At 59.9% G+C, this 24,425-nt stretch carries 18 protein-coding genes; 8 read left to right on the top strand and 10 right to left on the bottom strand.

All coding sequences use genetic code 11. The features are described 5' to 3' along the window. Nucleotides 1-78: 78 nt before the first annotated feature. The 4 genes from ACA055_RS09250 to ACA055_RS09235 form a co-directional block, all read right to left on the bottom strand. Nucleotides 79-315 carry a DUF1653 domain-containing protein gene (locus tag ACA055_RS09250; RefSeq protein ID WP_007953059.1) on the bottom strand — a complete coding sequence of 79 codons (237 nt, stop codon included), beginning with the start codon at nucleotides 313-315 and terminating at the stop codon, nucleotides 79-81. Nucleotides 316-414: 99 nt separating this feature from the next. Next, nucleotides 415-1,590, bottom strand: coding sequence for an acetyl-CoA C-acyltransferase FadA (gene fadA / locus ACA055_RS09245; protein WP_007944141.1), 1,176 nt, complete (start codon nucleotides 1,588-1,590; stop codon nucleotides 415-417). Nucleotides 1,591-1,619: 29 nt separating this feature from the next. Continuing rightward, nucleotides 1,620-3,767, bottom strand: coding sequence for a fatty acid oxidation complex subunit alpha FadB (gene fadB / locus ACA055_RS09240; RefSeq protein ID WP_497683342.1), 2,148 nt, complete (start codon nucleotides 3,765-3,767; stop codon nucleotides 1,620-1,622). 540 nt (nucleotides 3,768-4,307) lie between these two features. Continuing rightward, nucleotides 4,308-4,745, bottom strand: coding sequence for a hypothetical protein (locus ACA055_RS09235; RefSeq protein ID WP_497683341.1), 438 nt, complete (start codon nucleotides 4,743-4,745; stop codon nucleotides 4,308-4,310). Nucleotides 4,746-4,849: 104 nt separating this feature from the next. On the opposite strand from ACA055_RS09235, the gene ACA055_RS09230 reads away from it, so the two are divergent. Then, nucleotides 4,850-5,287 carry a universal stress protein gene (locus ACA055_RS09230; protein ID WP_008151425.1) on the top strand — a complete coding sequence of 146 codons (438 nt, stop codon included), beginning with the start codon at nucleotides 4,850-4,852 and terminating at the stop codon, nucleotides 5,285-5,287. Between the two features lie 127 nt (nucleotides 5,288-5,414). On the opposite strand, the gene ACA055_RS09225 is transcribed toward ACA055_RS09230, so the two are convergent. Then, nucleotides 5,415-7,334 (bottom strand): ATP-binding cassette domain-containing protein, encoded by a 1,920-nt coding sequence (locus ACA055_RS09225; protein WP_497683340.1) that lies wholly within the window; start codon nucleotides 7,332-7,334, stop codon nucleotides 5,415-5,417. Between the two features lie 213 nt (nucleotides 7,335-7,547). On the opposite strand from ACA055_RS09225, the gene ACA055_RS09220 reads away from it, so the two are divergent. Continuing rightward, the gene (locus ACA055_RS09220) at nucleotides 7,548-9,476 is read left to right on the top strand and encodes a transglycosylase SLT domain-containing protein (protein WP_497683339.1); all 1,929 of its coding nucleotides are present in this window, start codon (nucleotides 7,548-7,550) and stop codon (nucleotides 9,474-9,476) included. Nucleotides 9,477-9,556: 80 nt separating this feature from the next. Here the strand turns inward: ACA055_RS09220 and ACA055_RS09215 are convergent, their stop codons facing one another. Then, the gene (locus ACA055_RS09215) at nucleotides 9,557-11,350 is read right to left on the bottom strand and encodes an ABC transporter transmembrane domain-containing protein (RefSeq protein ID WP_497683338.1); all 1,794 of its coding nucleotides are present in this window, start codon (nucleotides 11,348-11,350) and stop codon (nucleotides 9,557-9,559) included. Nucleotides 11,351-11,624: 274 nt separating this feature from the next. Between ACA055_RS09215 and ACA055_RS09210 the strand changes: the two genes are divergently transcribed. Then, a complete protein-coding gene (locus tag ACA055_RS09210) occupies nucleotides 11,625-11,804 on the top strand; it encodes a PA1571 family protein (RefSeq protein ID WP_497683337.1) in 180 nt (59 codons plus the stop codon). A gap of 186 nt (nucleotides 11,805-11,990) precedes the next feature. On the opposite strand, the gene pdxB is transcribed toward ACA055_RS09210, so the two are convergent. Then, nucleotides 11,991-13,133, bottom strand: a complete 1,143-nt coding sequence (gene pdxB / locus ACA055_RS09205) for a 4-phosphoerythronate dehydrogenase PdxB (RefSeq protein WP_497683336.1) — start codon at nucleotides 13,131-13,133, stop codon at nucleotides 11,991-11,993. Between the two features lie 304 nt (nucleotides 13,134-13,437). Here pdxB and ACA055_RS09200 point away from each other — a divergent pair, with 304 nt between their 5' ends. Next, the gene (locus ACA055_RS09200; RefSeq protein ID WP_497683335.1) at nucleotides 13,438-14,847 is read left to right on the top strand and encodes an MATE family efflux transporter; all 1,410 of its coding nucleotides are present in this window, start codon (nucleotides 13,438-13,440) and stop codon (nucleotides 14,845-14,847) included. On the opposite strand, the gene tusA is transcribed toward ACA055_RS09200, so the two are convergent. After that, a complete protein-coding gene (tusA, locus tag ACA055_RS09195; protein ID WP_007907805.1) occupies nucleotides 14,844-15,095 on the bottom strand; it encodes a sulfurtransferase TusA in 252 nt (83 codons plus the stop codon). The genes ACA055_RS09200 and tusA overlap by 4 nt on opposite strands. A 179-nt stretch (nucleotides 15,096-15,274) precedes the next feature. Continuing rightward, nucleotides 15,275-16,348, bottom strand: a complete 1,074-nt coding sequence (rlmM, locus tag ACA055_RS09190; RefSeq protein ID WP_497683334.1) for a 23S rRNA (cytidine(2498)-2'-O)-methyltransferase RlmM — start codon at nucleotides 16,346-16,348, stop codon at nucleotides 15,275-15,277. 222 nt (nucleotides 16,349-16,570) lie between these two features. On the opposite strand from rlmM, the gene acnA reads away from it, so the two are divergent. From acnA to ACA055_RS09175, 3 genes are all read left to right on the top strand, one after another. Then, nucleotides 16,571-19,312, top strand: a complete 2,742-nt coding sequence (acnA, locus tag ACA055_RS09185; protein WP_497683333.1) for an aconitate hydratase AcnA — start codon at nucleotides 16,571-16,573, stop codon at nucleotides 19,310-19,312. A 239-nt stretch (nucleotides 19,313-19,551) separates the two neighbouring features. Then, on the top strand, nucleotides 19,552-20,343 hold the full coding sequence (locus ACA055_RS09180; protein ID WP_497683332.1) for a CPBP family intramembrane glutamic endopeptidase: 792 nt from the start codon (nucleotides 19,552-19,554) through the stop codon (nucleotides 20,341-20,343). A gap of 103 nt (nucleotides 20,344-20,446) precedes the next feature. Continuing rightward, entirely contained in the window at nucleotides 20,447-22,012 is a 1,566-nt protein-coding gene (locus ACA055_RS09175) for a methyl-accepting chemotaxis protein (protein WP_497683331.1), read from the top strand. Nucleotides 22,013-22,217: 205 nt separating this feature from the next. On the opposite strand, the gene ACA055_RS09170 is transcribed toward ACA055_RS09175, so the two are convergent. Continuing rightward, the gene (locus ACA055_RS09170) at nucleotides 22,218-22,904 is read right to left on the bottom strand and encodes an alpha/beta family hydrolase (RefSeq protein ID WP_497683330.1); all 687 of its coding nucleotides are present in this window, start codon (nucleotides 22,902-22,904) and stop codon (nucleotides 22,218-22,220) included. A 95-nt stretch (nucleotides 22,905-22,999) separates the two neighbouring features. Here ACA055_RS09170 and ccoN point away from each other — a divergent pair, with 95 nt between their 5' ends. Next, entirely contained in the window at nucleotides 23,000-24,424 is a 1,425-nt protein-coding gene (ccoN, locus tag ACA055_RS09165; protein WP_497683329.1) for a cytochrome-c oxidase, cbb3-type subunit I, read from the top strand. Nucleotide 24,425: the final 1 nt, after the last annotated feature.

Genomic DNA, 24,425 nt, shown 5'->3' with positions numbered 1-24,425 from the left:
GGTTGGCGCCTGACGCGGCACCGCTATATATAGTGGCTACAAGGTGAGGTCAAGCGCAGGGTTCGGCGCGATCTCAGCTTATGGCTTGGAAAAAAGGCTCGGTTCGGCTTGCACCAAAGCAAAGCGTGGCACCTGTTCACCGTCAACCTCGACCGACTCCAGGAACATGCTCAGGGGACGCACCCAAAAGCCGTAATCGCCATACAGGGCTTGGTAGAAGACCACTTCTTCTTCGGTTTCCGAATGCCGCGCAACACTGAATACGCGGTACTGCGGACCTTTGTAATGCTGGTAGAGCCCAGGTTGTATCGGCATGGTTTGGCCCTCACTCAAATCTTTTCAAAATAAAAACAAAAATAAATTCAGAAAAACAAAAACCGGGGCACTTGGCCCCGGCTTCCGACAACGAAACGCTTAAACGCGTTCGAAGACGGTGGAGATGCCTTGGCCGAGACCAATGCACATGGTAGCTACCCCGAAGGTGCCGCCATTTTGCTTCATCACGTTCAGCAGAGTGCCGGAGATACGCGCACCGGAGCAACCGAACGGGTGACCCAGGGCGATCGCGCCGCCGTGCAGGTTAACCTTCTCGTTCATCTTGTCGAGCACTTTCAGATCTTTCAGCACTGGCAAGGCCTGTGCGGCGAAAGCTTCGTTGAGTTCGAAGAAGTCGATATCGTTAATCCCAAGGCCCGCGCGCTTCAGTGCTTTCTGTGTCGCCGGTACTGGACCATAGCCCATGATTGCCGGGTCCACACCTGCCACTGCCATCGAGCGAATCACCGCCATAGGCTGGATACCCAGGTCTTGTGCACGCTGCGCCGACATCACGATCATGCACGAAGCACCGTCGGTGATCTGCGACGAAGTACCGGCGGTCACGGTGCCACCCTTAGGGTTAAACGCTGGCTTGAGAGCTGCCAGGCTTTCCAGGGTGGTTTCCGGACGAATGGTTTCGTCGTAGTCGAACAGTTTCAGGAAACCGTTCTCGTCGTAGCCCTGCATCGGGATGATTTCGTCTTTGAACTTGCCTTCCAAAGTCGCCTTGTGGGCGAGTTGGTGGGAGCGCACGCCGAAAGCATCCTGTTGTTCGCGAGTGATGCCGTGCATTTTGCCGAGCATTTCAGCGGTCAGGCCCATCATGCCCGAGGCTTTCGCCGCGTACAGGGACATGTGCGGGTTCGGATCGACACCGTGCATCATGCTCACGTGACCCATGTGCTCGACGCCGCCGACGACGAACACGTCGCCGTTGCCGGTCATGATCGCTTGCGCGGCAGTGTGCAGCGCGCTCATCGACGAGCCACACAGGCGGCTGACGGTTTGACCGGCAGCGGTGTGCGGGATCTGCGTCATCAGGGACGCCATGCGCGCGATGTTCCAGCCCTGCTCCAGGGTCTGGTTTACGCAGCCCCAGATCACGTCTTCGACTTCGTTCGGGTCGACCTTGACGTTGCGTTCCAGCAGTTTGCTGATCAGGTGCGCCGACATGTCTTCGGCGCGGGTGTTGCGGTGCATGCCGCCCTTGGAGCGGCCCATCGGAGTACGACCGAAGTCGACAATCACGACGTCTCTAGGATTCAAGCTCATATATTCACTCTCACTCTAGTTGGGGGCGCTTAACCGAAGAAGCTCTGGCCGTTTTTGGCCATTTCACGCAGCTTCGCGGTCGGGTGGTACAGCGCGCCCAAATCAGCGTACTGGTCAGCCAGGGCAACGAACTCTGCAACACCGATCGAATCGATGTAGCGCAGCGCACCGCCACGGAATGGAGGGAAACCAATACCGTAGACCAGACCCATGTCGGCTTCGGCGGCGGTTTCGACGATACCGTCTTCCAGGCAGCGCACGGTTTCCAGGCACAGCGGGATCATCATCCAGTTGATGATGTCTTCGTCAGTGACTTCGCGCTGTTCGAAAACGATCGGCTTGAGCACTTCCAGCACCGACGGATCGGCGACTTTCTTCTGCTTGCCCTTCTTGTCGGTCTCGTAGGCGTAGAAGCCCTTGCCATTCTTCTGGCCCAGGCGCTTGGCTTCGTAGAGCACGTCAATGGCCGAACGACGGTCGTCTTTCATGCGGTCAGGGAAGCCTTCAGCCATCACGTCACGACCGTGGTGGCCGGTGTCGATGCCGACCACGTCCATCAGGTACGCCGGGCCCATTGGCCAGCCGAATTTTTCCATGATCTTGTCGATACGGACGAAGTCCACACCAGCGCTGACCAGCTTGGCGAAACCGCCGAAGTACGGGAACAGCACACGGTTGACCAGGAAGCCCGGGCAGTCGTTGACGACGATCGGGTTCTTGCCCATTTTCTTGGCGTAGGCAACGGTGGTGGCAACAGCCAGCTCGCTGGACTTCTCGCCACGAATCACTTCAACCAGGGGCATCATGTGCACCGGGTTGAAGAAGTGCATGCCGACGAAGTTTTCCGGACGCTTGAGGGCCTTGGCCAGCAAGGTGATGGAAATGGTCGAGGTGTTGGACGCGAGGATGGTGTCCTCTTTGACCTTGTCTTCGACTTCGGCCAGAACGGCTTGCTTGACCTTCGGGTTCTCGACAACGGCTTCTACGACCAGGTCGACGTGACCGAAATCACCGTAGGACAGGGTCGGACGAATACCGTTAAGCACTTCAGCCATTTTCGCCGGGGTCATGCGACCTTTATCAACGCGGCTCACCAGCAGCTTGGCGGCTTCAGCCAGACCTTGCTCGATGCCGTGCTCGTTGATGTCTTTCATCAGGATCGGCGTACCTTTAGAGGCCGACTGATAAGCGATACCGCCACCCATGATGCCGGCGCCCAATACGGCGGCCTGCTTCACGTCCTTGGCGATTTCGTCGTAGGCCTTGGCCTTTTTCTTCAATTCCTGATCGTTCAGGAACAGACCTATCAAGCTCTGCGCAGCAGAGGTCTTGGCCAGTTTGACGAAACCAGCGGCTTCGACTTCCAGCGCCTTGTCGCGACCGAAGTTCGCGGCTTTCTGGATGGTCTTGATCGCTTCGACCGGCGCCGGGTAGTTCGGGCCAGCCTGACCGGCGACGAAACCTTTAGCGGTTTCGAAAGCCATCATTTGTTCAATGGCGTTCAGCTTGAGTTTCTCAAGCTTCGGCTGACGCTTGGCCTTGTAGTCAAACTCACCGGAAATGGCGCGCTTGATCAGTTCCAGAGCGGCTTCCTGCAGTTTCTCAGGAGCAACCACTGCATCGACTGCGCCGACTTTCAACGCGTCTTCAGGACGGTTTTCCTTGCCGGCGGCAATCCATTCGATGGCGTTGTCGGCACCGATCAGGCGGGGCAGGCGCACGGTACCGCCGAAGCCCGGGTAGATGCCCAGTTTGACTTCCGGCAGGCCGATCTTGGCCTTGGTGGACATGACGCGGTAGTCCGCCGCCAGGCACATTTCCAGACCGCCACCCAGGGCGATGCCGTTGATCGCGGCGACTGTCGGGACGTTGAGGTCTTCGAAATCGCTGAAAATCCTGTTGGCTTCGAGGTTGCCTGCAACAAGCTCTGCATCAGGCAGCTTGAAGTTCTCGACAAATTCGGTGATGTCGGCGCCGACGATGAACACGTCCTTGCCACTGCTGACGATCACACCCTTGATCGAAGCATCTGCCTTGATGGTGTCTACGGCCTGACGCAGTTCGTTCAGGGTTAGACGGTTGAACTTGTTGACGGACTCACCCTTGAGGTCGAATTTCAATTCGACGATGCCACTTTCAAGAGCCTTAACCGTGATGGCTTTACCTTCGTAAATCATCAACTGATCTCCACGATATGGAAGCTGAACAGTACACGTCGGACGCAGGCAACTGGCTTGGCAGGGACGCTTATCGTCGATGCTACGCCAATCCACCCGGCACACCCGCCAACGCGATAGTCGGGATTCTGTAGGAGCGATCTGTAATACAAACGCTCAATTCATACGCCCGTTTGATTTGGGTACGTCACCTTCACGGAATTTCCGACAATTGTCAATCGCCCAAAATACGGGTTTAAACGCGACTTTCCGGTCATTTCCGTAACGCGAAGATCTTCAACACGCCGAGGCATGTGAGGCCATTCATAGGATCAATAGTTAGAAAAGTCGCCCTAATTTGCGGCAGCCTTTGTTTAAGCAGCTACGCTGGCGGGACCCTGAGGAAAATTTTTGAACGCTTTTGGTGAATACCCGGCGTAAGATCAGCGCCACACAGAATTACCGGCCTGCCTGGCCAACTCCAGCCCGATGATGATGTCGGGCTTTTTATTGCCTGTCAGTCAGAGGTTTCGCGCCATTGCAGCGCGAATTTTCTGAACGTTATGCCAGCGCTTTCAGCACCGCATCAATCTCCTGCAATACAGTCGCTTCGCCCTTCTCGCCCCAATACAAGGTGATCATTTGTTTGTCCGCCTCGACCTTGTAGACATTGGCCGGCAACTTTTCGAAATGAATCAATAACGCCGGATCCTCGCAGACCTCCTGCCACTGGTTCACCCACACACCCGGCGCTTTTTGCCAGTAACTCCAGCACGCCGGCCGATTGCCACGGCGCGGCCGATGGTACTGGGCGCAAGGGCTCGGCGGCTCCTGGCTGAGCCAGTGCGGCCAATCCTGAGGCGCCAGCTGCATGGCCAGCCCGATGCGTCGCGCCTCCATGCGCAGGGCCATGCGCCCGCTCTGGCCACGAGACGGCCGCAACCATGCCAGCGGACTCAGCACCACCAACAGGATTGACACCACTATCCAGACCGTCATATCTGTACTCCCGATTCTTGATGAGCGCATTCAGTCACTTTGAAACCAATGCGCTTGAAACCAGCCATACTTACCACTATTGCAATCCTCAGGAGGAGCACCTCATGCCCTACAACCACATTCTGGTCGCTGTAGATCTAACCGAAGAGTGCGACCCTGTAATCCACCGTGCTCGCGAACTGTCGGTGAGCAACGGCGCGAAGTTGTCCCTGGTACATATTGTCGAGCCGATGGCCATGGCCTTTGGCGGCGACGTACCGATGGACCTGTCACAACTGCAACAACAGCAGTTCGATCAGGCCAAGGAGCGTCTCGACCGACTGATCGTTAAGTATCCGGAACTCTCCAAGGAATACAGCCACCTGACCTACGGCCAGCCACGCCAGGAGATTCATCATCTGGCCAAGGAGCAAACCTGCGACTTGATCGTGGTGGGCAGTCACGGCCGGCATGGCCTGGCGCTTCTGCTGGGCTCCACCGCCAATGATGTACTGCACGGTGCACCTTGCGACGTACTCGCGGTTCGCCTGATCAAAAGCTGACATTACACAGTTCATGTGCGAGCAAGCCCGCTCCCACATCTGATCTGCTTGCGACTCACAGATCGCAATGCATATGAAAAGCCCGGCGCTCATCACTGAACGCCGGGCTTTTTTATAGCAGGATCAATCAGGCATCCAGCTCGGCCCAGCGCTCGACCATGATCTCGAGTTCAGCCTGCAACTGCTCCAGCTGAGCAATCACCGCCGCGGTCTCGGCCGCAGGACGCTGGTAGAAACCGGCATCCGCCATTTGCGCTTCAACGGCTGCGATCTGCTGTTCCATGGCCTCGATCTGACCTGGCAAGGCTTCCAGCTCACGCTGCAATTTGTAGCTGAGCTTCTTCTTCGCCACCGGCGCTTCTACTGCTGCCGCGACCGGTGCCGGTTCAGCAGAGACAACTGCAGAGTTCAGGTCGGCCTTGCCAGACTTGCTCTCGGTCACGCCCAGCAGGCGCGGCGAGCCGCCCTGACGCAGCCAGTCCTGATAACCACCGACGTATTCGCGAACCTTGCCTTCACCTTCGAAGACCAGGGTGCTGGTGACCACGTTGTCGAGGAATGCCCGGTCGTGACTGACCATCAGCACGGTGCCGTTAAAGGTCAGCAAGACCTCTTCCAGCAACTCGAGGGTTTCGACGTCGAGATCGTTGGTCGGTTCGTCGAGGACCAGCAGGTTCGCCGGTTTGCTGAACAGTTTGGCCAGCAACAGACGGGCGCGCTCACCACCGGACAGCGCCTTGACCGGCGTACGTGCACGCTGAGGGCTGAACAGGAAGTCGCCAAGGTAGCTCAACACGTGACGGCTCTGACCATCGATATCGATGAAGTCGCGACCTTCGGCCACGTTGTCGATCACGGTCTTTTCCAGGTCCAGCTGATGGCGCAACTGGTCGAAGTAAGCCACGTCGATGCGCGTCCCCTCTTCCACTTTGCCGCTGGTCGGTTGCAGACCGCTGAGCATCAGTTTGAGCAGCGTGGTCTTGCCGGTACCGTTGGCGCCGAGCAGACCGATACGATCGCCGCGCTGCAGGACCATCGAGAAATCCTTGATCAGGAACGGGCCGCCCGGGTGAGCGAAGCTCACGTTCTCGAGGACCATGACCTGCTTGCCGGACTTGTCGGCAGTGTCCAACTGAATGTTGGCCTTGCCGGTACGCTCACGACGCTCGCTACGCTCGACGCGCAGGGCTTTCAGTGCGCGCACGCGGCCTTCGTTACGGGTGCGGCGAGCCTTGATGCCCTGGCGGATCCAGACTTCTTCCTGGGCCAGCTTTTTGTCGAACAGCGCGTTGGCGGTTTCTTCAGCAGCCAGACTTGCTTCTTTATGCACGAGGAAACTGGCGTAGTCGCCGTTCCAGTCGATCAGGCCGCCGCGATCCAGTTCCAGAATGCGGGTCGCGAGGTTCTGCAGGAAGGAACGGTCGTGCGTGATGAACAGCACGGCGCCCTGGAAGTCCTTCAGCGCTTCTTCAAGCCACGCGATGGCGCCGATGTCCAGGTGGTTGGTCGGTTCGTCGAGCAGCAGCAGATCCGGTTCGGAAACCAGGGCCTGAGCCAGCAGGACGCGACGACGCCAGCCGCCGGACAATTCGGCGAGGGTCTTGTCGGCGGGCAACTGCAGACGGCTCAAGGTGCTGTCGACCAGTTGCTGCAAACGCCAGCCATCGCGGGCTTCGAGGTCGTGCTGGACGTGCATCAGTTTGTCCAGATCGGCGTCGGTGACGATGTTCTGGCTCAGGTGGTGATACTGCGCGAGCAGCTCGCCGACACCGTCCAGGCCTTCGGCCACCACGTCGAACACAGTCCGCTCGTCGGCTACTGGCAATTCTTGCGGCAATTCGCCAATCTTGAGGCCAGGTGCGCGCCAAACGGAGCCATCGTCAGGCTTTTGGTCGCCCTTGACGAGCTTCATCATGCTGGACTTGCCAGTGCCGTTGCGGCCGATGATGCACACCCGCTCACCACGGGCGATCTGCCAGGACACCTTGTCCAACAACGGCATAGCGCCGAAAGCAAGGGACACATCGCTGAATTTGAGCAGGGTCATGAGCTTCTCCAAAAACCGGGCGCGCATTCTACCTGACTTGAGGCTTCAGAAGGCCGGCAATTTCACCTTCGCAGCACTCTGCATGACAAATGTTGCGAACTGATGCAGAGAGGCCGGCAAAGCTTTCGCCCGCTGCTGGCAAAAGGCTAAGCTACAGATTATTCAGTGTGGGACTTGCCCGCACTTGTCATGATTTCTCTGCCCGGACGTCTCATGCGCAGTCGCCTTTTCAGTCTTTTATCCTGTTTACTTCTTTCTGCCGCTGCCGCTCAATCCGCCCAGGCGGTGGACCTGTCCACCCAGCGCCAATATTACGATGAAGCCAAGCGCGCCCTGGCCAAGGGCGACACCGGCCCTTATTTCCGTTACAGCCAGGCCTTGCGCGATTATCCGCTGGAACCGTACCTCGCTTACGACGAACTGACCGCGCGCCTTAAAACGGCGAGCAATGCCGAAATCGAGAAGTTCCTCGCCGAACACGGCGACCTGCCCCAGGCCAACTGGATGAAATTGCGCTGGTTGCGCTGGTTGGCGGAACGCGGCGACTGGGCGACCTTCGTCAGGTACTACGACCCCAAGCTCAATTTCACTGAACTGGACTGCCTGAACGCCCAGTACCAGATCGGTCACAACCAGAAATCCGAAGGCTATGCCAACGCCAATAAACTCTGGCTGACCGGAAAATCCCAGCCCGCCGCGTGCGATGCGTTGTTCGGGCAATGGGCCGCCGAAGGCCAACTGACCGAGCAGAAACGCTGGGAGCGCGCCAAGCTTGCCGCCCAGGCGCGCAACTATCCGCTGGCAAACAGCCTGGTCAACGGCCTGACCACCCTCGCCCCTCGGGGTCGTTTGTTGATCGACGTGGCGCAAAAACCCGAACTGCTCAACGATCCGTCACGGTTCATTCCGGCCGATGAGCCAATGTCCGACGTGGTCAGCCTTGGTCTGCGCCGCCTGGCGCGGCAGGATCCTGACCGGGCCATGCAGATGCTCGATGGTTACGCCAACAGCATGCACTTCTCCCGTGACGAAAAAGTTGCGATCGCCCGGGAAATCGGCCTGACCCTGGCCAAACGGTTCGACAGTCGCGCACTGGACGTCATGACCAAGTACGACCCGGAACTGCGTGATAACACCGTGTCCGAATGGCGCTTGCGCTTGCTGCTGCGCCTGGCTCGCTGGGACGATGCCTATCAATTGACCCGGCGCTTGCCCCAGGATCTGGCGACCACCAACCGCTGGCGCTACTGGCAGGCTCGTAGCCTGGAACTGGCGCAACCGCAGAATCCGGAAGCGCAAAACCTGTACAAGAATCTGGCCCGCGAGCGCGACTTTTACGGTTTCCTCGCGGCCGACCGTTCGCAATCACCTTACTCGCTGAACAACAAACCACTGGTGCTCAGCCAGGCACTGGTCAACAAGGTTCGCAACACGCCTGGCATCCGTCGCGCCCTGGAGTTCCACGCCCGTGGGCAGATCGTTGACGGGCGCCGCGAGTGGTACCACGTCAGCCGCCACTTCAGCCGTGACGAAATGGTCGCCCAGGCGAAACTGGCCTACGACTTGAAATGGTATTTCCCGGCGATCCGCACCATCAGTCAGGCGCAGTACTGGGACGACCTGGACATTCGCTTCCCGATGGCCCACCGCGAAACCCTCGTTCGTGAAGCCAAGGTCCGTGGCCTGCATTCGAGCTGGGTGTTCGCCATCACCCGCCAGGAAAGCGCCTTTATGGACGACGCCCGCTCCAGCGTCGGCGCCAGCGGCCTGATGCAACTGATGCCCGGCACCGCCAAGGAAACCGCGCGCAAGTTCAGCATTCCACTGGCCTCGCCGCAGCAAGTGTTCGATCCGGACAAAAACATCCAGCTTGGCGCCGCTTACTTGAGTCAGGTCCACAGCCAGTTCAACGGCAACCGCGTCCTCGCCTCTGCGGCCTACAACGCCGGCCCCGGTCGCGTGCGTCAGTGGCTGCGCGGCGCAGACCACCTGAGCTTCGATGTGTGGGTGGAAAGCATCCCGTTCGACGAAACCCGCCAGTACGTGCAGAACGTGTTGTCGTACTCAGTGATCTACGGCCAGAAACTCAACTCACCGCAACCGCTGGTGGATTGGCATGAGCGCTACTTCGACGATCAGTGACCCTGCCTGGAAGCGCTGACAAAAATGCCCGCATCGGTTGATGCGGGCATTTTTTTTGGGTGCTCCACTAGGTCTGTTACTTAGTCGGTTACCGGGTCGGTGAGCGCGCTGTGCCCATCACTGAACTGCAACGCCGCCAGCCGCGCATACAGCGCATTGCTGGCAATCAACTCCTGATGCGTCCCCACCGCCACCAGTTTCCCCTGGTCCATCACCGCAATGCGATCGGCGTTTTTCACCGTGGCCAAACGGTGGGCGATGACCAGGGTGGTGCGGTTTTTCATCAGGCTCGGCAGGGCTTGTTGAATCAGGTGTTCACTCTGGGCGTCGAGGGCGCTGGTGGCTTCGTCGAGCAGCAGGATGGGCGCGTCTACCAGCAACGCCCGGGCGATGGCCAGTCGTTGGCGCTGGCCGCCGGACAAGCCGAGGCCGCCGTCGCCGAGGTGTGTCTGATAGCCGTTGGGCATTTGTTCGATGAAGTCATGGGCGTAGGCGATTTTCGCTGCTTCCTGAACTTGCTCCAGCGTCGCCGCCGGGTTGCCGTAGCGGATGTTTTCTTCGATGCTGCCGAAGAACAGGGCCGGGTTTTGCGAAACCAGGGCGAAACAGCGGCGCAGGTCCAACGGGTCGAGTTGAGTCAGCGGCACGCCATCGAGCAGGATGCGTCCTTCGGCGGGGTCGTAAAAACGCAGTAGCAGGTCATACACCGTCGACTTGCCGGCGCCGGACGGCCCGACCAGCGCGAGGGTTTCGCCGGCATTGATGGTCAGATTCAAACCATCGACGGCAAAGCTTTCGGGACGCGAGGGGTAGGAAAAACGCACGTCTTGCAGCGCCAGGTTTCCCTTCACCCGTTCCGGCAAAGTCACCAGGCCCGTGCTCGGGGGTTGGATGATGTTCTTAGAGCGCAGCAACTCGGCAATCCGTTCAGCGGCGCCAGCGGCACGCTGCAACTCGCCGATCACTTCGCTCAACGTACCGAACGCGCTGCCGACGATCAGGCTATAAAAGACAAACGCCGCCAGTTCCCCCGCCGAAATCCGCCCGGCAATGACATCCATGCCGCCGACCCAAAGCATCACGCCGACCGCGCCCAGCACCAGGACGATCACCAGAGTAATCAGCCAGGCGCGCTGGAAGATGCGTTTGCGCGCGGTGTTAAACGCCTCTTCTACCGTTACGGCAAAACGCTGCTCGTCCTGAACCTGATGGTTGTAGGCCTGTACGGTCTTGATCTGGCCCAGGGTTTCGGAAACATAACTGCCGATATCGGCAATCCGGTCCTGACTCAGGCGCGACAGGCTGCGCACGCGTCGCCCGAAAATCAGGATCGGCGCGATCACCAACGGCAAGGCGACCACCACGATACTGGTGAGTTTGGGGTTGGTGATAAACAGCAGGACGATCCCGCCGATCACCATCAGCAGATTGCGCAGAAACAGCGACAGCGACGAGCCGATCACCGATTGCAGCAACGTGGTATCGGCCGTCAGCCGCGACTGGATCTCGGAGCTGCGGTTGTCTTCATAGAACCCCGGATGCAGGTAGATCAGATGGTTGAACACCTGGCGGCGGATGTCGGCGACAACGCGCTCACCAATCCACGACACCAGATAGAAGCGCGCAAACGTGCCGATCGCCAGACCGATAACCAGCAGCAGGAACAGGCCGATGGACTGGTTGAGCAGATGCGGCGACTGGGTCATGAAACCCTGATCCACCAACAGTCGAATGCCCTGCCCCATGGACAACGTGATGCCTGCGGTGACGATCAGCGCCAGCAGAGCACCGAAGGCCGGCCAGCGATACGGCGCGAGGAAACGACTGGCCAGGCGAATCGCACGGCGTTGACGGGCAGAGAGCATCGGGATCATCCAGGTACGCTACAGAGCAAGTGATAAAGGCCAGCCTACACCGCTCAATGCAGTGAAACCCTATAAAAAGGCAACTTTGTAAATCACAATGAGTCACTTTAATTATGTCCGCAAAGACCATGCCCTAGACGCTATTGGTCTAAAGTCCGGGTGGCAACACCGGGCTATTTCTGGTGGACTGGTGTTGCCGCCGTGGAAAGATCGTACGGAGTTGTCATAGCCCGGTCACCTGGCGGTTCTACAGTAAGCACACAACCTGATGAGGAGACAGGCCATGTCCTTGCAAAACAGCAGCGATGACCAGATTCAAGTGATCCGCACGCAGCCAGATCAGTCTCTGGGTTGCTCAATCATTGACGAACAAGGGCACGAAGTACCGATCACTGAAGACATGATCCAGGACGCTTGCCGCGAACTGGAACAGCGATTGGTCAAGCCTGCCGAAAAAGAGTGATATAGCCACCGTCTTCTTGACCCGGCCCGGATGGCCGGGTTTTTTATGGGCGCTGATCCGGCAATGGCGGTGCGGCCTTCGCGAGCAAGCCCGCTCCCACTGGGGATCTTCAGTGAACACAGATTTCGTGAACGACAAAGATCAAATGTGGGAGCGGGCTTGCTCGCGAAAGGGCCGACTCGATCCCTAGATCGCCTCCGCCCCCAACGCCACCACCATCTGCCGCAAAGCAGGCGAATCGCCTTCGATCCGCACTTTCAACCCATCAATCTCCCGTCGCGACGGATAATTTTTGCGCAGCACATCAAATGCCGCACGCTGCTCACTCACAGTGCCTACAAGACTGCGGCGGAAATCCGCGTCGTCACGGCGCGGGTCGTACACACCACGGCACACCATCGCCAGCGCCCAGGCCGGATCGCTGTCCGCATTCAAGGTCACGTGTGACACCCATGGCTCCGGGAGCAAATCGCTCAGGCTGACCTGCTCCGGTTGCCCGAGGAACTGGCAGTACGCCTGATAAATCTGCGCCGTCCCGCGCTGTTTGCCATCGAGGCTGTAACCGGCAATGTGCGGGGTCGCCAGCACGCAGAGTTCGGCCAGTGCCACATCGACCTCCGGTTCACCTTCCCAGACGTCCAGCACCGCTTGCAGGTCTTCGCGTTCCAGCAGCACCTCGCGCAGGGCAGCGTTGTTCACCACCGGACCACGGCTCGCGTTGATCAGCCAGGTGCCGGGCTTGAGTTGGTTCAACTGCTTTTTATCGAACAGATGCCAGGTCGACTGTGCACCGTGCTTCTTCAACGGCGTGTGCAGACTGATGACGTCACACTGTTCGATGATCTGCTCAAGGCTGACGTAATCACCCCCTTCAACCGCTTGCCGCGGTGGATCACAGACCAGCACCTTCCAGCCGAGGCCTTGCAGGACCTTGATCAGCCGGCCGCCCACTTCGCCGGCACCGACCACGCCGTAGGTGCGCTGAGTCAGGTCGGCGCCTTCGATTTCGGCGAGGGTCAACAGGCTGCCGAGGACGTAATCGACCACGCCCCGGGCATTGCAACCGGGTGCGCTGGACCAGGTGATGCCGGCCTGTTGAAAGTAATCAAGATCCAGGTGATCGGTGCCAATGGTGCAGGTACCAACAAAACGCACCTTGCTGCCTTCGAGCAACGCGCGGTTGACGTTGGTCACCGAGCGCACCAACAGCACATCGGCCTGTTCGACGCTGGCGCGGTCGATGGAACGTCCCGGCACCCGGCGGATTTCCCCGAAACCCTCAAAGAAGGCGTCGAGCAGCGGAATATTTTCGTCGGCAACAATCAGCATGGCAGGCTCCTTTGGCGGATCGGCAGTGTAGGCGGAGATGCCGGTGGTGGGCCAGCGGGCATTGTTCACCTTGACTATGAAGGGACTACTCATCCTGTGGGAGCGGGCTTGCGCGCGAAGAGGGAGTGTCAGTCGACATCAATGGTGCCTGACACACCGCTTTCGCGAGCAAGCCCGGCCCCACAGTGTTCTCGAACATCTCGAGAAGCCGATTACAAATCGCTAACACAGGACTTTTCCTGACCGTTGCGTCAGGGCGTAGAATGCGCCGCCTCGTGCATCAAAATCTTTGGACGCTTCGCCTTTGAATTCCGCAACCGACCGCCCCGCCGCTACTTCCCTCACCCGCCCGGCCCGTGTTCGCCTGGAGCTGAAAAACCTGCTCGGCCTGGCGCTGCCGATCATGATCGCGCAACTGGCGACCACCGCCATGGGCTTCGTCGATGCGGTGATGGCTGGCCGGGTCGGCCCGCGGGATCTGGCGGCGGTGGCACTGGGCAACTCGATTTGGGTCCCGGTGTTTCTGTTGATGACCGGCACCCTGTTGGCCACAACGCCAAAAGTCGCCCAGCGTTTTGGCGCCGGCACCCACAGCGAAATCGGCCCGATCGTGCGCCAGGCATTGTGGCTGGCGCTGGTGGTGGGATTGATGGCGACCGGCATGCTGCTCAGCGCCGAACCGATCTTGCACCTCATGAATGTCGACCCTGAGCTGATCGGCCCGTGCATGCAGTACCTGCACGGCATCGCCAGCGGCTTGCCCGCCGTCGCTTTCTACCATGTGCTGCGCTGCTTCAGTGATGGCCTGGGGCGCACCCGGCCGGCCATGGTGCTCGGCCTGTGCGGGTTGGCGCTGAACATTCCACTGAACTACGTCTTCATCTATGGCCACTTCGGCGTGCCGGCCATGGGTGGCGTCGGCTGCGGCTGGGCGACGGCGATCGTGATGTGGGTGATGGCCCTGGGCATGGCCGGCTGGGAGCGCTGGGCACCGGCGTATCAGTCGAGCCAGTTGTTCAGCCGTTTCGACTGGCCGCAATGGTCGGTGATCAAGCGTTTGCTGGGCATCGGTATGCCGATCGGGATTGCGGTGTTCGCCGAGTCGAGCATCTTCGCGGTGATTGCGCTGCTGATCGGCAGCCTCGGCGCCACCGTCGTCGCCGGGCACCAGATCGCGCTGAACTTCAGCTCGCTGGTGTTCATGATCCCTTATTCCCTGGGCATGGCCGTGACCGTGCGGGTCGGCCAGGCGCTCGGCCGCGAGCAACCTCGTGAAGCACGCTTCGCCGCCGGTGTCGGCATGGGCACCGCCCTGGCTTATGCGTGTATTTCCGCGAGCATGATGCTGTTACTGCGTGAGCACATCGCAACCATCTACACCGCCGACCCAACGGTGATTCAAGTGGCGGCCATGCTGATCGTGTATTCGGCGCTGTTCCAGTTTTCCGATGCCATCCAGGTCACCGCGGCCGGCGCCTTGCGCGGTTATCAGGACACGCGGGTGACGATGATCCTGACGTTGTTCGCTTACTGGGGGATTGGTCTGCCGGTGGGTTACGCCTTGGGCCTGACCGACTGGTTCGGCACACCAAGCGGCCCGAGCGGACTGTGGCAGGGTTTGATCGTGGGCTTGAGTTGCGCGGCGCTGATGCTGTCGATCCGCCTGACGCGCAGCGCACGCAAGCGGATCCGCATCAGTCGGTCGGCGGGTTAAGCGAGTTTCTTGCGAATCCAGTAGAGGTAGGTGCCTGCCTCTTCGTGCTGCGCGACCAGTTCGTGGTCGAGAAACACGCAGAACTTGGGAATGTCGCGACGGGTCGACGGGTCGGTGGCGATCACCTTGAGCAAGCCGCCGGGCACCAGGTCACGGATGTGCTGGTGCAACATCATCACCGGCTCCGGGCAGTTGAGGCCGGTGGCGTCGAGGGTGCCGTCTACCGGCGTATCGATCATTTCACTCATGATTCACTCCTGAAACTTGCCGGCATTGTCGCGCATTGCCGGGTGTTCGGTCATCTGTGGCATAACGCCGTCACTTGTGGGAGCGGGCTCGCTCGCGTAAGCGGTGTTTCATTCAACATTGAAGCCGACTGACACACCGCTTACGCGAGCAAACCCGCTCCCACATTGGTCTGCGAGTATCAGCGGGACTTGGTTTTTTTCACGTCGAGCCGGCGCAAATGGCAGGTCACTTCTTCGCGGTCGTGATACAGCTGCTTGCAGCCGATCTCGACCCGGATGCCGCGCTCCTTGAATCCGTCGGCGATGCGCTCCAGCAGACGCTTCACTTCGGCGTAACGCTGCTTCATCGGCAGCTTGAGGTTGACCACCGCTTCGCGGCAATGCCCCTCGCCAATCCATTCTTCCAGCATCGCGGCGTTGCGTGCCGGTTTCTCGACGATGTCGCAGACCATCCAGTCCACCGGCTGCCTTGGCTTGAAAGTGAAACCATCGGCCATCAAATGCTGCACCAGACCAGTTTCCATCAGGCTTTCAGCCATCGGGCCGTTGTCGATCGCGGTGACCAGCATGCCGCGATTGACCAGTTGCCAGGTCCAGCCGCCCGGCGCGGCGCCCAGGTCGACACCAGTCATGTCGCTGTGCAGGCGCTCGTCCCACTGATCACGCGGGATGAAATGGTGCCACGCCTCTTCCAGTTTCAGCGTCGAGCGGCTCGGCGCCTCGCGCGGAAACTTCAGGCGTGGAATACCCATCGGCCACATCGCCGAGTTGTTGGATTCCGCCAGGCCCATGAACACTTCGCGGCCACTTTTAAACGTCAGCAACAGCCGTGGCTTGTGCGCATCTTCCACCAGCTTGCCGGCCGCCATCAGTGCCTTGCGCAAGTGGCCTTCGAACTTCTTGCAGAAGTTCGACAGTTCCTTGCCGTCGTTGGTGTCGACCATTTCCAGCCACAGGCTGCCGCACAACGGAAAGTCCGCCATGTGCGCAAGGATTACGCTGATGCGATCAGTTTCCGGCAGATCAATGAAAATCCCGCGAGCCCATTGGCGCGGGAAGATCAACTGGTCGAAACGCTGGCCGCGCATCAGGCGCTCGGCGCCGTCTTCTTCGGTGCAGATGAATTCGGCGCAGGCGCTGGCGGTCTTGGCCTTGGCATAACCGGCCACGTTCAGCCGTGCGGCGTGTTCGGAAATCTCGGAACAAACTTCGCTTTCGAAGCCCGGCCGGCAATGCATAAAGAGGGTGTTCATTCTTACTCCTGGGCAGTTGGCGAAGAATTCAGCCACTGCGCGATGCCCAGGCTTGCGTTGAAGCAAAGCCTGTCACGAAAACCGGCGCATGATAGCCGAGATCGGAACCTTGGACTCGACCATAGAGTCCAGTTATTAGCTTTAACGAATGAACAGGGCTAGGTTAAATGCTCTGTCTGTCCCGTCAGTCCGTAGCCGTGCGGATCTAAAGGAGTCATTTCAATGCCGTCCCTCGATAGCCTGAAAACCCTTAAAACCTTACAAGTCGACGACAAGACCTACCACTATTTCAGCCTGCCCGACGCTGCCAAGAGCCTCGGCGATCTCGACAAGCTGCCCATGTCGCTGAAAGTGCTGCTGGAAAACCTGCTGCGCTGGGAAGATGAAAAAACCGTCACCGGCGCCGACCTCAGGGCGATTGCCGCCTGGCTCAAGGAGCGTCGCTCCGATCGCGAAATCCAGTACCGCCCGGCGCGGGTGTTGATGCAAGACTTCACCGGCGTTCCCGCCGTGGTCGACCTGGCCGCCATGCGTGCCGCCATGGCCAAGGCCGGTGGCGATCCGCAGCGGATCAATCCGCTGTCGCCGGTGGACCTGGTGATCGACCACTCGGTGATGGTCGACAAGTTCGGCAGTTCAAGCGCCTTCGAACAGAACGTCGACATCGAAATGCAGCGCAATGGCGAGCGCTACGCGTTCCTGCGCTGGGGCCAAAGTGCCTTCGATAATTTCAGCGTGGTGCCGCCGGGCACCGGCATCTGCCATCAGGTGAATCTGGAATACCTGGGTCGCACGGTGTGGACCAAGGACGAGGATGGCCGCACCTACGCCTTCCCCGACACCCTGGTCGGCACCGACTCCCACACCACCATGATCAACGGTCTCGGCATACTGGGTTGGGGTGTTGGCGGGATTGAGGCGGAAGCGGCGATGCTCGGCCAACCGGTGTCGATGCTGATTCCGGAAGTGATCGGCTTCAAGCTCACCGGCAAGCTCAGGGAAGGCATCACCGCCACCGACCTGGTGCTGACCGTCACCCAAATGCTGCGCAAGAAAGGCGTGGTCGGCAAATTCGTCGAGTTCTACGGCGACGGCCTCGCCGACCTGCCGCTGGCCGATCGCGCGACCATCGCCAACATGGCCCCGGAATACGGCGCCACCTGCGGCTTCTTCCCGGTGGACGACGTAACGTTGGAATACCTGCGCCTGTCCGGGCGCCCGGTCGAAACCGTGAAACTGGTCGAGGCCTACAGCAAGGCGCAAGGCCTATGGCGCCTGCCGGGCAAGGAACCGGTGTTCACCGACAGCCTGGCGCTGGACATGGCCAGCGTCGAAGCCAGCCTCGCCGGGCCGAAACGCCCGCAGGACCGAGTGTCGTTGCCGGATGTCGCGCAAGCGTTCACTGATTTCCTCGGCCTGCAATTCAAACCCACCAGCAAGGAAGAAGGTCGCCTGGAAAGTGAGGGCGGTGGTGGCGTCGCCGTGGGTGCCGCCGATTTGATCGGCGAAGCGGACTACGAGTCTGAAGGCCATACCTACCGACTGAAAAACGGCGCGGTGGTAATCGCCGCGATCACGTCCTGCACCAACACTTCCAACCCGAGCGTGATGATGGCTGCCGGGCTGGTGGCGAAGAAAGCCGTGGAAAAAGGCCTGCGACGTAAACCGTGGGTGAAAAGCTCGCTGGCTCCGGGCTCGAAAGTGGTCACCGATTACTACAAGGCTGCCGGCCTGACGCAGTATCTCGATGAACTGGGTTTTGCCCTGGTCGGTTATGGCTGCACCACCTGCATCGGCAACTCCGGGCCATTGCCGGAGCCCATCGAAAAAGCCATCCAGGCCGCCGACCTGACCGTCGCCTCGGTGTTGTCGGGCAATCGAAATTTCGAAGGTCGCGTGCATCCGCTGGTGAAAACCAACTGGCTGGCCTCCCCGCCGCTGGTCGTTGCCTATGCGTTGGCCGGCACGGTGCGGATCGACATCAGCAGCGAACCATTGGGCAACGACAAGGACGGCAATCCGGTTTACCTGCGGGACATCTGGCCGAGCAGCAAAGAGATCGCCGACTCGGTCAATCAGGTCAACACCGCCATGTTCCACAAGGAATACGCCGAAGTGTTTGCCGGCGACGAGCAATGGCAGGCAATTGAAGTGCCGCAAGCGGCGACGTATGTCTGGCAGTCGGACTCGACTTACATCCAGCATCCACCGTTCTTCGATGACATCGGCGGCCCGCCGCCGGTGGTCAAGGATGTGACAGGCGCCCGGGTGCTCGCGCTGCTCGGTGATTCGGTGACCACCGACCACATCTCCCCGGCCGGCAACATCAAGGCTGACAGCCCGGCAGGTCATTACCTGCGCGAGAAAGGCGTGGAACCACGGGACTTCAACTCCTACGGCTCCCGTCGCGGCAACCACGAAGTGATGATGCGCGGCACGTTCGCCAACATCCGGATTCGCAACGAGATGCTCGGCGGCGAAGAAGGTGGCAATACGATCTACATCCCTACGGGGGAGAAGCTGCCGATCTACGACGCCGCGATGCGTTATCAAGCCTCAGGCACGCCGCTGGTGGTGATTGCCGGGCAAGAATACGGCACCGGTTCGAGCCGCGACTGGGCGGCCAAGGGCACCAATCTGCTGGGGGTCAAAGCGGTCATCGCCGAGAGCTTCGAGCGGATTCACCGCTCCAACCTGGTGGGCATGGGCGTGCTGCCGTTGCAGTTCAAGCTGGACCAGAATCGCAAGAGCCTGAACCTCACCGGCAAGGAAACCCTGGATATCCTGGGCTTGACCGGCGTCGAGCTGACACCGCGAATGAACCTGACGCTGATCATCACCCGTGAAGACGGCCGCCGCGAGAAAGTCGAGGTGTTGTGCCGGATCGATACGCTCAATGAGGTGGAATACTTCAAGTCGGGGGGGATTTTGCATTACGTGTTGCGGCAGTTGATTGCGTCATGACGGCTTGCTGAAAACAGACACCGCCTTCGGGCGGTGTTTTTGTTTGGGTCCGGCGTCCCTATAATCGCGCGCCAGTTGCATAAGTGTTACGAACGACACAAAACCACTTGTGGGAGCGGGCTTGCTCGCGAAGGCGGTGTATCAGCAAATTCAATGTTGAATGACACATCGCTTTCACGAGCAAGCCCGCTCCCACAAGGGACTGAGGCGCACCGCAGATTTCCACTCAAGGACTCCACATGTTTTCTCTGCCATGGACCCACCTGGCCCTCCTCTCCCTCGGCTACGGCATGGCCCTGACTTTCGGTCACCTTGGCTGGCTCGCCGGCATCTCAGTCGCGTTGCTGCTGTTCGCCGGTTTCGCTGTTCGCCAACAGCAAGTCCCGATCGGTCGCTACCTGGGGCACGGCTTGTTTATTTTCCTGGCCCTGGCGCTGGCGATGCACTGGCTCCCCGGCTTCTACAACGGTCGCGTCATTCATCCACAACGCTTCACCGACGACGCCGTGCGGTACGCGATGTACCTGAATCTGGACAAACCCCTGATCGGTTTCTGGCTGCTGCTGGTTTGCCCGTGGATTATCGGCCGACGTTCACTGCGGCTTTCCTTGTATGCCACCGCGATGGGGCTGACCCTGAGCGCCGTGCTGGCCCTGGGTGGTGCGTTGTTGCTGGGTGTCATCAGTTGGGCCCCGAAATGGCCGGACCAGGCCTGGCTGTGGGTGCTGAACAATTTGCTGCTGGTGACGCTCGTTGAGGAAGCGCTGTTTCGCGGCTACATCCAGGGTGGCCTGAGCAGGCATTTCAAAAACCTGCCCTACGGCGACAACCTGGCCCTGCTGCTGGCCTCGCTGGTGTTCGGCCTGGTCCACGCCGGCGCTGGCTGGCAGTGGGTGCTGCTGTCGAGTCTGGCGGGGGTCGGCTATGGACTGGCCTATCGCTTCGGGGGGCTGGGTGCGGCCATTGCCACTCATTTTGGCCTGAACCTTCTGCACTTCGGGCTCTTCACCTATCCGATGCTCGCAGGCTGACGCAAGGGTCGTTTTGCGACGCACCGCTGATTCCTGAAAAATAATTTCAATAAATGGCTGGCGATGCCGACACCCTGTCAAAGCCTTGCGGATTGAAAAAGCCATGCGTAACAACCAGCCTATTACACAACGCGAACGGACCTTCCCGGCTCAGCAACGGTTGATTTCCACTACCGATGCCAAAGGCGTGATCACCTACTGCAACGACGCGTTCGTCGAGGTCAGCGGATATTCTCGCGAGGAACTGATCCGTGCACCGCACAACCTGGTCCGTCACCCCGACGTCCCGGCCGCGGTATTCGCGCACATGTGGGGCACATTGAAACAAGGCTTGCCATGGATGGGCATTGTCAAGAATCGCTGCAAGACCGGTGACCACTATTGGGTGAACGCCTATGTCACGCCGGTTTTCGAAGGCAATCAGGTGATCGGTTACGAGTCGGTGCGGATCAAACCCACCGCCGAACAGATCCGCCGTGCCGAAGCGCTTTACCAACGCATCAACCAGGGCAAGTCGGCGATTCCTTCAACAGATAAATGGTTGCCTGTGCTTCAGGACTGGCTGCCGTTCATTCTGGTCAGCCAGTTGAGTTTCATGATCGGTGCCACGCTGACGTCCCAATGGGGGTTTGCCTTGGCCGCCGGCCTGTCGGTGCCCCTGGGCCTGATGGGTCTGAGCTGGCAACAACGTGGCCTCAAGCGTCTTTTGGTCCTGGCCGGGCAAACCACCTCCGACCCGCTGATCGCGCAGATGTACACCGACAGTCGCGGCGCACAGGCGCGTCTGGAGATGTCGATCCTCAGCCAGGAAGCCCGCCTGAAAACCTGCCTGACCCGTCTGCAGGACACCGCCGAACACCTGAGCGAGCAAGCGAAACAGTCCGACACCCTGGCCCACAGCAGTTCCACCGGCCTGGAGCGTCAGCGCGTCGAAACCGAGCAAGTGGCCACCGCCGTCAATCAGATGGCTGCCACCACCCAGGAAGTTGCCAGTCACGTGCAGCGCACGGCCGACGCCACCCAGGAAGCCAATCGCCTCACCGGTCGCGGCCGCGACATCGCCGGGGAAACCCGCGACGCCATTCAGCGCTTGTCGGTGGTGGTCGGTGAAACCGGTCTGACGGTGACTCAACTGGCCAAGGACAGCGACGAAATCGGCGGTGTGGTGGATGTGATCAAAGGCATTGCCGACCAGACCAACCTGCTGGCCTTGAACGCGGCCATCGAAGCGGCCCGTGCCGGTGAGATGGGCCGCGGGTTTGCGGTGGTGGCCGACGAAGTCCGTCAACTGGCGCAACGCACCAGCGAATCCACCGGGCAGATCCACGCCCTGATCGCCAAGCTCCAGCAAACCGCCAGCACCGCAGTGCAAACCATGGAAGCCGGGCACCGCCAGGCCGAAGAAGGCGTGGCACGGGTACTGGAAGCGGACCAGGCATTGGTGGGAATCAGCGAAGCGGTGGCCAACATCACCGACATGACCACCCAGATTGCCGCGGCGACTGAAGAGCAAAGCGCGGTGGCCGAAGAAATCAGCCGCAACATCAGCAACATTTCGCACCTGGCTGACCAGACCTCGGAACAGGCACAACACTCGGCGCTGTTGAGTGAAGAACTGACCAAGACCGCGAATAGCCAGTATTCGTTGGTGGAGCGGTTTAATCGTTGACGGTTGATTGAAATACAAAACCCGGACGGTGAAAGCTTCCGGGTTTTTTATTGCCAGTTTGAAATTTGTATTGCCTGGCAGACCGCATTCGCGAGCAAGCCCGCTCCCACATTGGATCTTTACCGGACACAAAACCTGTGTTCACTGAAGATCCAGTGTGGGAGCGGGCTTGCTCGCGAAGAGGCCCGGACCGCCACCACAAAGATTACAGAAGAAACGCGGACACCCTGCTGGCCGCCGCCGCCAAATGCTGCTCATGGGTAAACCCCGACGCCTTCAACGGCTTCAAATCATGATCTCCCGCTGTCAGCCAAAACACCTCGATGCTCGGTGACAGTTCATACCCTTCAACCGCCTCACGATTACCCAACGCATCCCGCTCCCCCTGCACAATCAACGTCCTGGTCTTCAGCGCAGCCAAATGCTCGACCCGAGGCTTCTCCGGTTTGCCGACGGCATAAAACGGATACCCCAGACATACCAACCCATCCGCGCCCAATTCATCCGCCAGCAAACTGGCCATCCGCCCGCCCATGGACTTGCCCCCGATGGCCACACGCCCAGCGACATGGCGTCGCACCACGGCATACACCTCACGCCAGCACTCCAGCAATTTGGGCGCCGGGTTCGGGGGACGTTTGCCACCATCGATGCGTCGCTGCGCCATGTAGGGAAACTCGAAGCGCACCACGTTGACACCATGCGCAGCAAGGCGCGCAGCCATGTCGTTCATCCAGGCGCTGTCCATCGGCGCACCGGCGCCGTGGGCGAGAATCAGCGTCACAGGTTCAGCCGAATCCTTTGAAGCAGCCTCATTCCACAACCATCCCTGTTCCCGCAGGCACTGCGCCCATTGATCCCCGTCAATACTGGCCTTGTGCTCTTTGTCCATGCTTGCCTCGCTTTTAGTCTGCCTATAACTCCAGGCGAAGGAAGCGTTGCCTTGCGCATACGCCTTCACTTCGGCTGAACCGTGGATGGGGAACCATGAACACTACTATCAGTACCGCCTACAACTACAAGGTGGTCCGCCAATTCGCCATTATGACGGTGGTGTGGGGCATCGTCGGCATGGGGCTCGGGGTTTTTCTCGCTGCCCAGTTGGTGTGGCCCGAACTCAACTTCAACCTGCCGTGGACCAGCTTCGGCCGCTTGCGCCCGTTGCACACCAACGCAGTGATCTTCGCTTTCGGCGGTTGCGCCCTGTTCGCCAGTTCGTTCTATTCGGTGCAACGCACCTGCCAGACGCAATTGTTCGCGCCGAAAATCGCCGCGTTCTGCTTCTGGGGCTGGCAAGTGGTGATCCTCCTGGCGGCCATCACCCTGCCATTGGGTTACACCAGCTCCAAGGAATACGCCGAGCTGGAATGGCCGATCGACATTCTGATCACCATCGTCTGGGTCGCCTACGCCGTGGTGTTCTTCGGCACGATCATGAAGCGCAAGACCAAGCACATCTACGTCGGCAACTGGTTCTTCGGTGCGTTCATCATCACCGTGGCGATTCTGCACATCGTCAACAACGTTGAACTGCCGGTGAGTTTCACCAAATCCTACTCGGTGTATGCCGGTGCGACCGACGCCATGGTGCAGTGGTGGTATGGCCACAACGCCGTAGGCTTTTTCCTCACCGCCGGCTTCCTCGGGATGATGTACTACTTCGTGCCGAAACAGGCCGAGCGTCCGGTGTATTCCTATCGCTTGTCGATCGTGCACTTCTGGGCGTTGATCACCCTGTACATCTGGGCCGGTCCGCACCACTTGCACTACACCGCATTGCCGGACTGGGCGCAGTCGTTGGGCATGGTGATGTCGCTGATCCTGCTGGCACCGAGCTGGGGCGGGATGATCAACGGGATGATGACGCTCTCGGGCGCCTGGCATAAGTTGCGCAGCGACCCGATCCTGCGCTTCCTGGTGGTATCGCTGGCGTTCTACGGCATGTCGACCTTCGAAGGGCCGATGATGGCGATCAAGACGGTCAACGCCCTTTCCCATTACACCGACTGGACCATCGGCCACGTGCACGCCGGCGCCCTCGGTTGGGTGGCGATGATTTCCATCGGCGCGCTGTACCACATGATCCCGAAAATCTTCGGCCGCACGCAGATGCACAGCATCGGCCTGATCAACGCGCACTTCTGGCTCGCGACCATCGGCACCGTGCTGTACATCGCTTCGATGTGGGTCAACGGCATCGCCCAGGGCCTCATGTGGCGCGCGGTGAACGCAGACGGCACGCTGACCTACTCCTTCGTCGAAACCCTGGTGGCCAGCCACCCAGGCTTCGTCGTGCGACTGGTGGGCGGGGCGATCTTCCTCTGCGGCATGTTCCTGATGGCTTACAACACCTGGCGCACCGTTCGGGCCTCGCAGCCTGCCGAAGTTGCCGCTGCCGCGCAGATCGCCTGAG

Source organism: Pseudomonas sp. LBUM1657 (assembly GCF_059716075.1).
The sequence above is the reverse complement of the archived record's forward strand: the minus strand, read 5'-3'. Positions and strand labels throughout refer to the sequence as shown.